Genomic DNA, 15495 nt, shown 5'->3' with positions numbered 1-15495 from the left:
TAGCAAAACACTTGACACTCACCCACCTCGGACTGCTATATTAACAGAGGTGAAGCGATGGGGCGTCGCCAAGTGGTAAGGCAGCGGGTTTTGGTCCCGCCATCCCTAGGTTCGAATCCTAGCGCCCCAGCCATTAGAAAGGTAGGTTTTTCTACCTTTTTTTTATGTTTAAAATTGCTGGCTGATTTTATTCAGTCGAAGATTTTTTGTTGATGTGATGGTTTTCAGCAACTTTAGCTTTCATAGTTTTACCATCAACTGCTCGCCATTCTCCTGTATTTTTAGATATTTTTAACTTGATTCAAATCAGTTCTTAAATATCTGCTGTCATCCTGAGTTTAATTGATCATCCAGGGTGAGAACAGATGATTTGGAAAAAAGTTTTGCTGATGGCGCTTGGGATGACGGTAGCAATTGCCCTTGGTACTTTAACAGAGTTGAAAGGAATTGCCCAAACTCCCACAGATTTAGATTTAGCGGCTTATCACGCGCCAATTCACTATCAAGATACGGATAGTACCAAATATAGCAGTGACTATATTACACGGTTTAACTATGACGGAGATTGGCGAGGAACAAATAATTGGGATAATCTGACGGCTTATCCCTTAAATGCTTATGCTTACTATTCTGTGGCTGAGACTTGTACTCACAGATTTATCACCTATTCTTTTTTTCATCCCCAAGATTGGACTGATACTCCCTTCGACCAAGAACACGAAAATGATCTAGAAGGTTTACTGGCGATCGTGCGTAAGGATGGTTCTACTTATGGCAAACTCGAAGGTGTTGTTACTGTCTTCCATACCGACTTTTATTCCTTTACGCCAAGTACTAGTCCTTTGACCAATGGTTCCGAAAGTATTGATGGAACCCTGACTCTGAGTAGTTATAACGGTTCTCTGCATCCGTTGACGACTCAGGAAGCTAAGGGACATGGCTTAAAAGCTTGGCCTTACGCCGGCAATTTTGATGGAAACAGCAGTGCAGATGGCATTATCTACTATCCTTCTACAACTACTGCGGAAGTACCCGCATCGGGTAATGATCGCAGTGTATTGTATTCCTTAATTGATGTCTTTGCCTCTGGTGGTTTGTGGCAAAATCAATTAAACCAAGCCTCTAGTTCTACAGGGATAACTTATGCCAACTGGGGAACCTTCAGAGGAGATTCTAGCGGTGGCTGTGGTGCTGGTTTACCAACTTGTAGCAACAATTCTGCCAATACACCTTGGGGTTGGGATGATTCCAATGATGGTGCAGTTTACAGAGGTGAGATGGCTTTAGATCCGGCTCACTTAACAGATGTGTATTTTAATGGTTTGGGTAACTTTGATACTACCTATATTCGTAATCGCTATATCCAAGATTTACGCGATCGCGGATACAATTCCAGTAATCTTCCTCTAGGCTGGCCTAGCCAAATCAATCTCAATACCTTGAGTGGTAAGCTCAAAACTCAATGTTGATTTGACAGTATGAAACCCAACATGATTAAAAATTTGTTGGGTTCCCACATCTATTGTATTTTTCAATTATAAATTAATTACCAATGACCAAGGACAAATGACGACCATAACTATTTAGCCTAATTTTTACCAACATACTTACAAAGGAATTTCGATTAACATTTCACAACCCTTTCCTGATGAAGAAACACACTTGATGTTCCCACCATGTTTATCTACAACAATTTGGTAGCTGATGGATAAACCTAAACCTGTACCTTGGCCTGGTTGTTTAGTGGTAAAGAACGGTTCAAAAATGCGCGATCGCAGATTATGGGGAATACCACAACCATTGTCGGCAATTTTTATTTGAATAGTATTTTCTTCTGTAACTTTTGTCCGAATCCAAACTTTCGGCGGGTCTATGATTTTGCCATTCTTTACCGCATCTTCTAACGCATCAATAGCATTATTGAGAATATTCATAAATACCTGATTCATCTGCGCCGCGTAGCAAACTACACTTGGTAATTCACTATATTCCTTAATAACTTCAATTCCTGAAGAATGATCATTTGCTTGCAGTCGATGTTGCAGAATCAACAAAGTACTTTCAATTCCTTCATGTAAATCCACAGGTTTTTTTTCTGCTTCATCCAATCGAGCAAAGGTGCGTAAAGATAAAACTAATTGCGAAATTCTATCCGCTCCCATTGTCATAGAATGAAGCATTTTCGGCAAATCATTAGTAATAAAATCTACATCTATTTTTTCGGCAAATTCTCGAATTTCAGCTTTAGCTCTGGGATAATGTTTCTGATACATCCTTAGCAAGGTGAGTAAATCTTCAGTATAGTCATGTAAATAAGTAATATTGCCAAAAATAAAACTAATTGGGTTATTAATTTCGTGGGCTATGCCTGCAACTAATTGCCCTAAGCCAGCCATTTTTTCACTTTGAATTAATTGGCTTTGAGTTTGCTGTAATTCTTCGAGAGTTTGCCGGAGTTCTTCTTTTTGCGTTTGAGTTTGTTCTAATAATTCTGCTTGCTGGAGTCCGACACCTAATTGATTACCAATCTGCACTAATAAATCGATTTCATCTTCTTTCCAATTGCGGGCTGCGGTGTTGTGATAAGCCGCTAGTAATCCCCAAAGTTTATCACCTTGGAAAATCGGCACAATCATATATGATCGCGCTTCCATCAATTGGCTCAAAGATATATATTTATGCGCCTCTTGATTGTTATAAATATCTCTGACTACCAGAGTGTGTCCCTTAGCAAAATCTCCGCCTTGGGTTGCTTGTAAGTAGTCATTGGCAATGACACTCAAAAGTTTGCGGACTGAAGCCCAGCCTGGGGCTGCTGACTCAGCCACAAATTCGCCACTCCAATCAGGACGAAAACGATAAATTGTCACCTGATCTACTTCTAACAACCGCTGCACTTCTTTGGTACTGGTGACAAAAATTGTATTTAAGTCCAGAGATTGGCGGATTTTCTCAACTGTAGCAGCTAAGGCTTTTTCTCTTTCTGCGGCTTTGCGTTCGCGTTCAGCGGCTTTTGCTAGTTGTTCAGCTTGCAACTGCACTTGTTTTAAAGCTTCTGCTTGCTGTAATGCGACTCCTAACTGTATACCAACCTGCGCGAGTAAGTTGATTTCTTCATCTTGCCAATAACGAGGCTGGGAGTTTTGATAAGCTACCAACAATCCCCATAACTTTTCGCCTTGGGATATTGGCACAAACACTTCGTGACGGGGATATTTACCAGCTTGGGTTTCTTTTAATAAGACACGTTCTGTCACTGGCTGGGGTTTAACAATTGGTGTCCAACCATCCACAATGGAATCAGCGACAAATTCACCACTCCAGTCAGGATAGAAGCGATAAATTGCGACTCTTTCCACATCCAAAAATCTTCTCACTTCTTGGGTAGTGGTTTTAAAAATCGCGTCAATATCTAGGGATTGGCGAATTTTTTCAACGGTATTTGCCAGCGCCCTTTGACGTTCAGCAGCTTTACTCAGTTCTGCTGCTTGCAGCTGCATTTGTTGTAAAAATTCTGCTTGTTGTAAAGCTACACCTAGTTGAGTACTAACTTGGGTAAGTAAATAAACTTCATCTTCTTGCCAATCGCGGCGACCGGAGTTTTGATACACTGCCAATAAACCCCATAGCTTTTGACCGTGGTAAATGGCAATAATCACATAAGCTCTGGCTTGATAGCTTTCTAATAGTTTGATGTAACAGTCAGTAAAACCATAATCATAAATATCACAACAAATACGATATACTTCACTTCTGGCAAACATCCCCCCTTCTGTATCTTGTAAATACGTATCCATGATGGGGGTTTCAGCTAAATCTTTGACGCTACACTCGCTGACATTTTCTTTTAATTGTGGTTGATTTGACTGTTCATCAATCAGCGAAATCCAACCTTCTGCTACTGATTCAAAGATAAATTCACCACTCCAATCAGGATTAAAGCGATAAATCGCGACGCGATCCGCATTTAACAGTTGTCTGATTTCCACGGTACTGGTGCGGAAAATGCTGTCTAAATCTAGAGATTGGCGAATTTTTTCCACAGTGATGGCAATGGTTTTTTGCCATTCGGCTGCTTTTGCCCTGGCTTGTGCTTGTGCTAGTTGTGTTGATTGGATTTTTACTTGTTCGAGATAATCAGCTTGCTGTAAAGCAACTCCTAAATGTGCTGCGATCAGTTGCACAAACTCAATTTCTGATTCTTCCCATTGGCGAGGGTTACTACATTGATGAATACATAACAACCCCCATAATTCTTTTCCTTTCATCAAGGAGGCTGCGACGTTAGCTCGGACTTGGAATCGCTCTAAAATTTCGACATGGCAATCACTGACACTAGCTTGATATATATCTGCTATTGCATGAATTCGTCCTTCTTGATATAGTCCGGCAAATTCCGCAGCAAAGCAATGATCGCGTAGTTTAGCCGATAGTGCTGAAACCCATTCGGAACCGACATCTTCATAGATGAATTCCCCTTCCCATCCCAATTCAGGATAAAAACGAAACACACCCACGCGATCAGTTTTGAGTAATTGTCGGACTTCTGTAACTGTAATTTTAAATATGGTATCTATGTCTAAAGTTTCTCGAATCCGGGCAATGACTCCAGATAAGGCCTTTTGCTTCTCACTCTGAACTGAGAAGAATGGGTTTTCTGATGGATATTCTGTTTGTTTTGAATCTGATTTTATGGTGTAAGAGTTTTCCATTCCTGGTAGGACTTTAAATATTGAAAGTCTTCTATTGTAGAGTTCCCTAATTTCTCAAAAAGATAACATTCAAAGATTTGATTTATAGATAAATTAATTTATGATGATTTACGTGAATTAAAAGTTACTCAGTAAGAATAAAATTGATCATTTTAGATTTGATTATCCAATCTTATATTGCTCAGGATTTTTTGGTGCGTTACCCATTGCTACAACACACACGAAAATTTAAGGGTTACTTAATAAATCATCTCTAAGTTGAATTTATTAGAGGATGTTTTAAAAGTCATGACTGATGTATCAAATATTTTTTACCCCACCCTAACCCTCCCCTTTACAAGGGGAGGGAACTTAGATTTTCTTGTTTCCTCCCTTTTCAACGGGGGACTAAGGGGGGTAAAAATGTTATTTTAATCACAGCCTATCACTTTTAAAACAACATCTTATAGAACTCTGATTTTTTATAAAAAAATAAATTTGTATCCCAAAAAGTAATCTTTACAAGTTCCTCATCCTAGACTATACAAATAATTTAAACAATCAAAACAAATTCTGAAAGATTTTATGTAAATTTAACAAATTGATTAATAAGTAATGTGATGAACAAGTAATGAGAGTAAGTTAAGCATAAAAATTAAGATTTATATTAGTCGATTTTGTTGCTAATTCAGCAGTTTTGATTGATATCAAAATAGTACAAAAAATTTTGTTTGCGATCGCTATTGTCTTTGAAATAAATACAAACAAGACAGGAATGCGATCGCTAATATCGCATTCCTGTAAGAAAATAATTCAACTGCGATCGCATTATCGCTTTTTGGGCGATGCGCGGCGCTGTTCTCGTTTTTCGACTTCCCGAAGACGGCGATCGCGCCAATCCGCCAAGGTTAAGTAACCAACGCCACCAGTAACTGCGATTAACAGTACTAACGCCAGTAATGCCAGAATACTCAGAAATGGACTTTCCACGATTCTCCTACAGTCCGTTGCGTCCCCAAACTACCATTGCGATCGACCAAGTGAACACAACTAACAATGATACCCATCCCAATGTCAAAATTCCCATAGTTTTAAATTTTGCAAATCATTACAAAAGGTCTCTAATATTTATCATACCTGGAACTGGATACGAGGAAGTCTGAAGTGTGAAGTCTGAATCAGATTGTTCCTACTCCCCATTCTCCACTCACTACTCCCCATTTCGACCATGAAAATTTCCGATCCACTACTGATGGCTGAACGCTTGGAGTCTCTCAAAGCAGGGATAATTGGCGGTTTATCGCTGGGTGTTATCTGCTTGATAACAAGTTTACTTAATACTCTGGTGTTGGCAAGATATTTTGAGATACTGATTAGTTTACAAGTGAAGTGGGATTGGCAGTTGTTGATCAGTTGGGCGATCGCCACTTTCTCTGGTTTACTGTTTGGTGTCACTTACCGTTATATCATTCGCCAAGACCAAAATCCGCAACTCAACGCTGGTGGGGTGATGGCTTTTGCTTTAGTGCGGGGGTTAGCACAGCTAGAACTTGACTGGAGTTTGGCGGGTGTTGTGTTAGCTGGTGAAAGTGTGCTGTGGTTTATTGTAGCTGCGATCGTTTTGGATAAAGCTCTTCAATCAGGTTGGGTTAAACCTTTCCCATCGATATAAGCATATCCAACTGTGAACAACTTGGGATAAGCCAAATTTTGTCCATACGCGCTACCTCAGCGTTTACCAGGAAGAATCTCGTAAGTTTATAAATTTTTTCACTTAACTTATTTATTACAACAGCTAAAAAATAACTTTTTTTTATTCATTGCCAGTAAAAAATAGAATACACGGTTATTAACTAGTTATATTTTTTCGAGATAATTACTATATTGTTCTATACAAATAATTGTGATTTTCAATTCTGGCTGACAGATATTTTTCCAACATTTTACATAAAATATTTTCGTTAATTTACTTAGCCAAACTAAGTCTGATATTAGATAGTGAGCTTATTTTACTCATGTTTTATTGAAACATCTAAGTATTGTTCTTTACTTGGGTTAATTCAAACTGCCAGCAATATATCTTTCTACTGTAATACCAGCATTATTTATCACTACTAGGATATTGTGATTTAAATTATCTTGGTTGTAACAAAATTTTCATTAGTAGCATCTAATGAAGATTTATCGAGAGTATTGACTATTGCTTTTGAATTATTTACGCTCAAAAAATATTTTTATTGAATCAATAGATTCATAAGTGGCGAAAACTCTACCAAATTAAATTGCATAATTTGATTTTCTAATTTATAAAAATCAAATATTTTTGTAATTACTAAAAATATTCCTGGATTTGATTATAGTGAATCGATTAAATAAGTAAATATTTCGTAGAGGCTAAGATGATTTTTAATCAACAACAAGTTACTCTAAACTTACCATTTCACAAATTTAATATTAAACAAATATCTGCTATTTTGCGTCGTCGGCGCTATTTAGTATTAGGTGTTTCTTTTGCGGCGATGTCTGTGATTAGTTTAGTTGCAATTAATAATAAAACTAATTACCAAAGTTCTATGCAGTTACTTGTGACTGCTGATGCAAATGCAGGCAACACAGCTAGTAATATGATGAATTTTGCTGGTAGTGAAATTGTGGGATTAAACTCACCAGTTGTAGATTACACAGCACAGATGAAAATGCTTTTGAGTCCCCAACTCATTGCAGAAGCTGTATCTTTACTAAAGCCAGAATATCCAGATATTACAGTCGAAGAAATTCATGGCGAGCAAGCCAAGCTGTCTATAACTAGGTTAGACGAAAAAATCATCTCTAATAATCTGCCCTTACAAATATTAGAAGTGACCTTCAGTGATGAAGATCCAGTTAGAAGCCAAAAAGTTTTACAAGCACTACAGCAAGTTTATCAAAATTATCAGCTTCAACAGCAAAAAGAACGTTTAAATAAAGGTTTGGCTTTTATTAATGCTCGTATACCGCAAATGAAAAAAGAGGTGAATCAAGCGGAAAAAAAATTTAGAGCATTTTCGCCGGAAACATAATCTACTTGATCCGGAAGTACAAAGCAAAATTTTGATTGAATCGTTGGCGGCGGTGCAACAACAACTACAAATCACCCGCGCTCAAATTCAAGATGTCCAAGCCCGCTATAATAACTTACAACAAGAAGTTGCTGCTTCATCTCACAAAGCCAGAATGGCGGCTCGTTTAGACCAATCAAGTAGCTACCAAACAATATTGGATGATTTTGAAAAGACAGAACTTGCTTTAGCTAAAGAGCAGAAACGCTATACAGATGAGTCTCCTATAATCCAACAACTCAAAGAGCAACGCCAAAATCAGTTAATACTTTTAAAAAGAGAGTCAAATCAATTATTAGAAGATATTAAACCATCTACTGATAATGAAATACAAACAGAAGGCGCTGATCCGCAATTATTACAAGAATTAATTCAAGTTCAAACTACAGCTTTAGGACTAATTGCTAACGAAAAAAGTCTAGCTGAAACTGAACAAAAACTCAGGTTAGAATTTAGCCGATATCCAAGTGTATTGGCACAATATAACCGTTTATTGCCAGAGGTACAAGCTAAACGTAAACAACTGGAACAATTATTGCAAACACAACAATCTTTAGGTTTAAAAATTGCCCAAGGCGGGTTGGCATGGGAGGTGTTAGAAGAACCGAGTTTAGGCAAACTAACAGGAATTAACAGATTATCACTGTTGTTAGGAGGTGTAGTACTGAGTCCAATTTTAGGGATTGCGATCGCCTTAAGTTGGGGCATGTTTACCCGTACTATTTATTCTACAAAAGAATTACAGCAGTCAACAAATTTACGGTTACTAGGTTCTGTCCCGAAACTAGCACCCAGAGGCTTGAAAAAATGGCTGCCAAACATTTCAGGTCATAAACAAAATAATATAGCTTCTACTTTTGCCGAAACTGACAGTTGGTTACCTTGTCATGAAACCTTAGATATTCTCTATCAAAATCTGCAAATATCTAAGTCTCCTTTACCTTTTAAATCTTTGATGTTTACTTCTGCTTTATCAGGCGAAGGAAAGACGACTGTGTTATTGGGATTGGCGGCTAGTGCAGCCAGAATGCACCGACGCATTCTCTTAATTGATGCCAATCTGCGGTATCCCCATTTACATAAAATGCTGCAATTATCCAATGATTGGGGTTTATCTCTCTTATTACTGGATGAAACAAGCAACCACATTCATAATTACATCCAGCCTGTTCACCCGTTAATTGATGTTTTGACTGCTGGGCCAAAACCAGAGGATACTATCAGGTTACTCAGTTCTCAGAGGATGAAAGAACTGATCAAGGGATTTGAGCAAAGCTATGACTTAGTGTTAGTTGATGCGCCGCCAATTTTGGGTACAGCCGATGCGAGAATTTTAGCTGGATATTGCCATGAAATTGTCATGGTAGGGCGAATGGGTCAACTAACTCAAGGTGATTTAATGCAAGCTCAAGAAATTTTGAGCCATTTAAATTTAATTGGTATTATCGCTAATGGCGTAAGGAGCCACCAGCAGGTTTAATTATAGTCATTTACCATTAATTTTCTGCTCTGTGCTTTTTTGGTTGCCTACTAAAAATACATTGCATAATTGATAGGAGGCGGCAACCTCCTATGTTGGAGAACTGTCTCATCTTGAGTGGTAGATGCCAAAAGCGTCAAGCAGATACTAGTACGATTAGATGATCAGCATGAAATTCCAACTGTTTTTAGGCTCTTTATTTTCTCAGGTTAAATTCCGGCATTGGTGGATGGGTATCCTCTTGTGGATTGCTTTGGTTGCTCCAGCTCAAGCATCGGTGATTTTACGCGTGGCGATTGAGAGGGGAGTTAATCAAGTTAAGGTCGGTAGTTCTACGGCTGCGTTGGTAAAGGATAGTACCGGAAAAACTCTAGGACAATTGCCAGCCATGAGTGCCTATTACGCCCAATCAGTTCCAGGCGGAGTGGCTTTAGATAAGTGGCAATCTGGTTTATTTTGGATTGAGCCAACGGGTAAAGGATTTGTATATATTGGCGATCGCTGGTATCGCGGCAGAACCTTGGTTGTCCCCACAGAAAAAGGTTTAACGGCGGTTAACTGGGTGGATGCGGAAGAATACCTCTACAGTGTGATTGGCGGCGAAATGGATACTAGCTGGCCGCAAGAAGCCCTGAAAGCCCAAGCGATCGCAGCTCGCACCTACGCTCTCTACGAACGAGAAAAACAACGCAATAACCCCATCTACGATTTAGGTGATAGTCCCGATCGCTGGCAAATTTATCAAGGAGTCAAGAGTGAGTCTCCTTCTACTTACGCAGCCGTTGATGGTACGGCGGGGCAAGTCCTAACTTATAACAACAAAATTATTCTCTCTGTTTTCCATGCTTGTTCGGGCGGACATACCGAAAATGTGGAAGATGTCTGGGGAAATACTTTGCCTTACCTGCGGGCTGTACAAGACTACGATCAAGATGTCAAAGAATGCAATTGGGTCAAAACTTTCTCACCTGCCGAAATTAGCGCCAGAATTTCTGGTGTCGGCAATGTTAAGGACATCATTCCCGAAAAATACTCGCCTTTCCGCAGTGTCAAAGCCTTAAAAATTGTTGGCGATAAAGGTACAAAAGTCCTGGAAGGTGAGGCGGTACGTACTGCACTGAAACTCAGAAGTACTCGTTTTAATGTCAGTAAAAGTGCAGATGGTAGTTTTGTGCTGCAAGGCTTAGGTTATGGCCATGCTTTAGGAATGAGCCAATGGGGCGCGTACAACCTAGCTCGACGGGGCATTAATCACCTGCAAATTTTGGGACATTATTATCAAGGTGTAGCCCTCACACCGATTAAAGCGAAGTAAGGGGAAAGTATGAAGTGTGAAGTATGAAGTATGAAATTTATCCTTCACACTTCATCAATTATTCTCCACCTTGTAGACGCTTTTGCCATTCTGCTTCGATTTGGGCAGAGTTCAGAACTTCCTGTTCTAATAAGTCGGTTTCGGTAGTGTAGACTAAATCTTTGTTTTCAATGATGTTTTCGGTGGCAAACTGTTGGGCAAAGTCAATTTTTTGCTGCAAATTTCTATCTGGGTTAGTTAATAGTCTGGCGCGAGACAGGCGATCGCGGTTACTTGCTGTAATTTTTTGATTGCGCCACTGAATCCAGAAATAACGTACTAGTGGTACGCCCAAAAACCCTATACCGTAAGCCAAAAGCAGCCAATAAATTCCTTGGACAAAAACAACTAATCCGCCTAATTGTGCAGCCGCAATCCCATCTTTTAATAAATTTCCCAGGATTAAAGCGCCCACAAAATTGAGAACTCCTAAGCCAGCACTCAACATAATTTGTCCAGAATCAGCCTGACTAAAACGCCAAGATGATTCTTCTAAATAAGGTTGTACTGACTGACGACCTTTTTGACTAGCTTGCACTTGTAATTCGGGAAAATAATAAATAATTTGCCCTTCGGAACTCACTTTTGGTTCTCCGTTAAAGCGCAACAGTACAGGCAGCATATAATCTTCGTACTCTTGTCTATAACTGGGGCCAAGGTCGTCTAAATATGGTGCAATTTGTTCTGCTACGACTGCACCACCCTGACGGCGAATGACAGTAGCTATTTCTTGCCAACGGCGTTCTTCTAATTTGGCATTAGGATTACCATCACCAAATAAAAAGGAAAACACCGCTTCAAAAAAAATTCATCTCACTACCTCTACCTTGACGGCTGTTTTGTCGCCTTTGTTGGTAGGAAGTATCGTAGTAGTTGGGACTAAAATACCAAAATAAATCGGGGAAAAAGAAGAAGCCACCACCGCGGTAATTACTACCACGACTGTCGTTATCGCGATCGGAACTAGCAGCAGTGATTATTATAATGATGCTAATAGTAATTAACGCGATCGAAACAACTAAAAATATCCCAAAAGAAATGCGAATCAGGTAGAAAAGAACCTGCCAAATTTTTTGCCACCATTCTTGCAAACGTAACTGGAAATATTTATTCCGTAAAATTGCCCTAAAATTCTGTGGAAATAGGTAAACAATGTCACCTGTTTCCGCTACTTGCAAATGTCCACCAGCATCAGTAGCTAATGCCAGTAAACCTTGATTTGCTTCTGCAATTTTTAAGCCTGCTTGGGTGGCGACATCACCAATGGTAACTCGATAACCCAGTTGCTCCACAGCATTCATGATAGCGGGATTGGGAGCCATTGCTCACCCCTCCTGTTTCAATTGATTCTATCTTTCTCTAGTATAAAGTTTTATTTTTGATGGCTTGATCAGGTGGTAATTAAATCCCCATAAAGTCACAAAATTAGCCACAAGAATAATTAATTTTTTATTCTCAGAGATATTAATCTTCACTGCCCACATGTTAGAATTATTTGCCCTGGCTTGGTTAACCAGCAAATTTTCTGTCTTCAAATATGGTTCAGTATACTCTCGCCCAAAGCCCAGAAATTATCCTGACTGTTCCTGGCAAAGATTCTGCTAAAGCTCGTGATAAAGCAATGGATCAGTTGATGGAACTGATGGATGCAGGTAAACTCCCCACGGAATTAGAAGAAGGATTCGGACCGCAACAATTAATTGAGGTCAAAGAATCAACCAGTGACCATAGCAATAGTGAGGATGCTATTACTCAAGCAGTCCAAGTGTTAAGTAATTTAGCGACACTCAAGTTGAAAGTGCAAGAATCTCGCACGGAAGCCTTAGAACTTCGTAAAGCTGTTGATATTTTGTTCTCGGATAACGCTGTCACCGAAGAAGAAATTACACGTCTGAAAGAAGGTTTTAAAGTTCTCAAAAATTTCGCTCAAGCAAATCTGCGTTACCAAGAAGCACGCGCTAAAGCAGAACAAGCGCGACAAGTTTTAGACCAAGCTTTAAAATCACCGGATGCGTAAATATAATATTTTGTGTTGTGGGTTGGCAAGTTGAAGTTGTCATTTGTCCTTTGTCATTAGTCATTGGTAGTGACAAAGGACAACCTTTAATTTAGCGTCGTCTGATGCCTCTAAAAACAGAGTTAGCTTGTTCGTCGCTATTTGGTGTTTCTACTTCTACAATTTCAGTACTGGTACTCTTTTTGTAATATTGCTGATAGTAGTCATGGGAAACAGGTGTGGAATCTTTTGATTTGTTGGCAATCATCCCTAACAGGGGTGTACCAGAAATTTGAATTTCTTCCAATACTTGCTTGAGGGCAGTACGTTTTAAATGACCCAAGCCAGCTACCATGACAATACCATTGGTATTAGATGCTAGCAGGTAAGCATCAGCAAATCCGAGTAATGGGGGAGTGTCATAAATTACTAAATCAAAGTTGCTTTGCAGTTCGTTCATTAAATCCTGCATTTTCTTAGAAGCTAGTAACCTGACAGAATCGGGAGGTGTTGGCCCCGCAGTCATCACAAATAGATTATCTTCAATTGGCGATCGCTCAATTACATTTTCCCAATCTAAATCTTGGGCAATGACATCAGTCAAACCCTGAACATTCAATATACCCAAACGCAGGTGCAAAATAGGACAACGCAGGTTAGAGTCTACCAGTAACACTCTCTGCCCCATTGCCGCAGCGGCCTGTGCTAAATGTACAGCCACCGTAGATTTACCATCCCCTTGGCCAGCAGAGCTAATTACCAAAGAGCGAATCGGGTCATCGGAACCCAGTAACATGATATTGGTGTAGAGCGATCGGAAAATTTCAAAGAAAGAAGCCCGATTCGTTTGTTGTAAACCTCTAGATAAAGTTGATTGTGGTGCTGCTTCTAATTCTTTTCTTAAAGGTACAATTCCCAGTAATGGCAACTTAGTACTGTTCTTCAACTCTTGAACAGAGTAGAAAATATTACTCAATTTATCAACAATTAAAGCTGCCCCTATACCCAACACCAGTCCTAAAAGGCTACCAATTGCTAAGTTCAACTTGGCATTGTTAGAAATTGCACTTGGTTTATTAACTGTTGCTAATTTGGGATCAAGTAATCGCCAAGGTTGTTGTTTTTGAGCTTTTTCAATTTCTAGTGCTTGTTGTTTAGTAGTAAATTGCGTCAGAGAACTGTTAGCAATTTCTAATTGTTGCTGAATATTGGTATAGGTACGAGTCAGAGTAGCTAAGTATCTGACATCGTTATTCAGAGTTGTGATTTTGTCATACAAAAATTTATCACGGGCAGAAACAGAGCGAATTTGGCTTTGCAATTCTTTTTGCAGACGCATTTCCTCGCCAGCCAACAAAGGAAGCAAATAAGCTCTCCTATCTGTTAGCGTCAGCATAGCTGGATTATCTGGTGTATATACTGCTGCTTTTTGGGCAATTTCAATATCAATGGCTTGTATTTGATCTAGTATCTTTTGATAACGCCCATTTTCACTCAGCAAAGAATTCCCTGCCTTTTCACCAGGGTTTCTGGCTAATTCTCTTTGTAAATCTTGATATCTGGCGACTAATTGTTCTAGTTGTAAGCGGTTTTCTATGCGCTGTTGTCGCAATCCAGCAAGTTGACTTGCTAATTCTTGCGCTCTCTGGGCTGGATCAATTAAATTATTTTCTACTTGTAAATTGCGGAGTTGATTTTGCCAATATTTGACTCTTGCTTCTATTGGCTGTCTTTGTTTATTAACAAACTCAATTGCTTGATCAACATCTAATTGACGTTCTTGTAAACTATAACCTAAATACGCATCAGCTAATAGCTTAGAAACATCACTAACTAATTTTGAGTCTGGGTGCGTATATTGGACAGTTAAAATATCAGGTGATTGTGAGCCGATGGTTAAGCCAGAAACTAGAGAATTATAAGTAATGTATGGATATTTGGGCTTGAGCCTTTCAACAATCGGATCGAGTACTCTGGGACTACGTAAGACTTGAATAGTTGTATTACCACCATCTCCTTTACCTGATGAGGCTGCAACCCTTGGAGTTGCGTCTTCATCAGAAATTGTTTGAGGCACACTAGCTATTACCTTTGTCTCACCAGTTACCTGTTTCGTTAAAATATCAAACGAACCGAGATACACTGGAGGGTCGGTTTCTGCCTTTAACACCGCTGCTGTAGCTACTAAAGCAGTTATCCCAGAAATTAACAACAATCGACGACGCAAAATGGCAAAAATCTGGCCTATATGCAACTCATCATCATCATTGTTGTTAAATTGAGCAGATTTAGCTTGTGACAGGTAAGGGTGTTTTTCTGACTTCAGCATAGTGTTTGTAAATTAAACGACTGGGTTTTGATGCAGTAAAAACTACTTTCGCAATTGTGGTAAAGATGCTGGGAATGCTTATAAGTTACCTTGTCTATTGCTATGCCCTGGCAAATTTTGGACTTGACTAACTAACTAATACGTTAGTCAATTTTAAGTACACAGGTATTGTGAAGAACTTAGTTCATACACTTACTATTGTGGTTAAGGTTTTACAAATACAGTTTAGTCAAGGGTAACGCAATACAAATACAGTAACATTGCGTAGCATAAATTTGTGGGCTTTGCTGAATATTCCTGTTGAGCTATACAAAATTTTTACTGAAACACCACGAATTTTTTTAACTTTCGACTCTGTAGAAGTTATCTACTCCCTAAGTAGAGACTTTTGTATGTACAGCACAAAGCAGTTCCGATGAAACTGATTTTACGAGCCTGGGATGAAAGGAGACTAGTATGTTTACTCAGCGCAAAGTTGTCTTGGCAGATTACTAGGACTTACTTAGTGAGAGGCAAAATCAAGGGTGTATGGGTATAAGTAAGGAAA

10 protein-coding genes, 1 tRNA gene and 1 pseudogene are annotated in these 15495 nt (G+C 39.1%); 7 read left to right on the top strand and 5 right to left on the bottom strand.

The window, feature by feature from the left end:
- Positions 1-58: 58 nt before the first annotated feature.
- Both ACX27_RS08270 and ACX27_RS08265 read left to right on the top strand, forming a co-directional pair.
- Positions 59-133 (top strand) — tRNA-Gln (locus tag ACX27_RS08270).
- Between the two features lie 232 nt (positions 134-365).
- Positions 366-1469 (top strand): hypothetical protein, encoded by a 1104-nt coding sequence (locus ACX27_RS08265; RefSeq protein WP_062290787.1) that lies wholly within the window; start codon positions 366-368, stop codon positions 1467-1469.
- 138 nt (positions 1470-1607) lie between these two features.
- Here the strand turns inward: ACX27_RS08265 and ACX27_RS08260 are convergent, their stop codons facing one another.
- From ACX27_RS08260 to petN, 3 genes are all read right to left on the bottom strand, one after another.
- Positions 1608-4712 carry a GAF domain-containing sensor histidine kinase gene (locus ACX27_RS08260; RefSeq protein ID WP_062290786.1) on the bottom strand — a complete coding sequence of 1035 codons (3105 nt, stop codon included), beginning with the start codon at positions 4710-4712 and terminating at the stop codon, positions 1608-1610.
- Between the two features lie 807 nt (positions 4713-5519).
- Entirely contained in the window at positions 5520-5681 is a 162-nt protein-coding gene (locus ACX27_RS32805; protein WP_190590647.1) for a hypothetical protein, read from the bottom strand.
- A gap of 7 nt (positions 5682-5688) precedes the next feature.
- Positions 5689-5778 carry a cytochrome b6-f complex subunit PetN gene (gene petN / locus ACX27_RS30750; RefSeq protein ID WP_083468698.1) on the bottom strand — a complete coding sequence of 30 codons (90 nt, stop codon included), beginning with the start codon at positions 5776-5778 and terminating at the stop codon, positions 5689-5691.
- 141 nt (positions 5779-5919) lie between these two features.
- Between petN and ACX27_RS08255 the strand changes: the two genes are divergently transcribed.
- The 4 genes from ACX27_RS08255 (at position 5920) to ACX27_RS08245 (ending at position 10584) form a co-directional block, all read left to right on the top strand.
- The gene (locus ACX27_RS08255) at positions 5920-6363 is read left to right on the top strand and encodes a hypothetical protein (RefSeq protein WP_235526553.1); all 444 of its coding nucleotides are present in this window, start codon (positions 5920-5922) and stop codon (positions 6361-6363) included.
- A 727-nt stretch (positions 6364-7090) separates the two neighbouring features.
- On the top strand, positions 7091-7750 hold the full coding sequence (locus ACX27_RS33510; RefSeq protein WP_235526552.1) for a GumC domain-containing protein: 660 nt from the start codon (positions 7091-7093) through the stop codon (positions 7748-7750).
- Positions 7751-7781: 31 nt separating this feature from the next.
- Positions 7782-9269: a polysaccharide biosynthesis tyrosine autokinase gene (locus ACX27_RS08250; RefSeq protein WP_235526551.1), complete on the top strand. Its 1488-nt coding sequence runs from the start codon at positions 7782-7784 to the stop codon at positions 9267-9269.
- A 169-nt stretch (positions 9270-9438) separates the two neighbouring features.
- A complete protein-coding gene (locus ACX27_RS08245) occupies positions 9439-10584 on the top strand; it encodes a SpoIID/LytB domain-containing protein (RefSeq protein ID WP_062290781.1) in 1146 nt (381 codons plus the stop codon).
- A gap of 58 nt (positions 10585-10642) precedes the next feature.
- On the opposite strand, the pseudogene ACX27_RS08240 reads toward ACX27_RS08245, so the two are convergent.
- A pseudogene (locus ACX27_RS08240) lies at positions 10643-11945 on the bottom strand (hypothetical protein).
- Between the two features lie 215 nt (positions 11946-12160).
- On the opposite strand from ACX27_RS08240, the gene ACX27_RS08230 reads away from it, so the two are divergent.
- Positions 12161-12640, top strand: a complete 480-nt coding sequence (locus ACX27_RS08230; RefSeq protein WP_062290775.1) for a hypothetical protein — start codon at positions 12161-12163, stop codon at positions 12638-12640.
- A 91-nt stretch (positions 12641-12731) separates the two neighbouring features.
- On the opposite strand, the gene ACX27_RS08225 is transcribed toward ACX27_RS08230, so the two are convergent.
- Positions 12732-14948, bottom strand: coding sequence for a GumC family protein (locus ACX27_RS08225; protein ID WP_062290771.1), 2217 nt, complete (start codon positions 14946-14948; stop codon positions 12732-12734).
- Between the last annotated feature and the right edge of the window lie 547 nt (positions 14949-15495).

The organism is Nostoc piscinale CENA21, from assembly GCF_001298445.1.
Classification (GTDB): domain Bacteria; phylum Cyanobacteriota; class Cyanobacteriia; order Cyanobacteriales; family Nostocaceae; genus Nostoc_B; species Nostoc_B piscinale_A.
The sequence above is the reverse complement of the archived record's forward strand: the minus strand, read 5'-3'. Positions and strand labels throughout refer to the sequence as shown.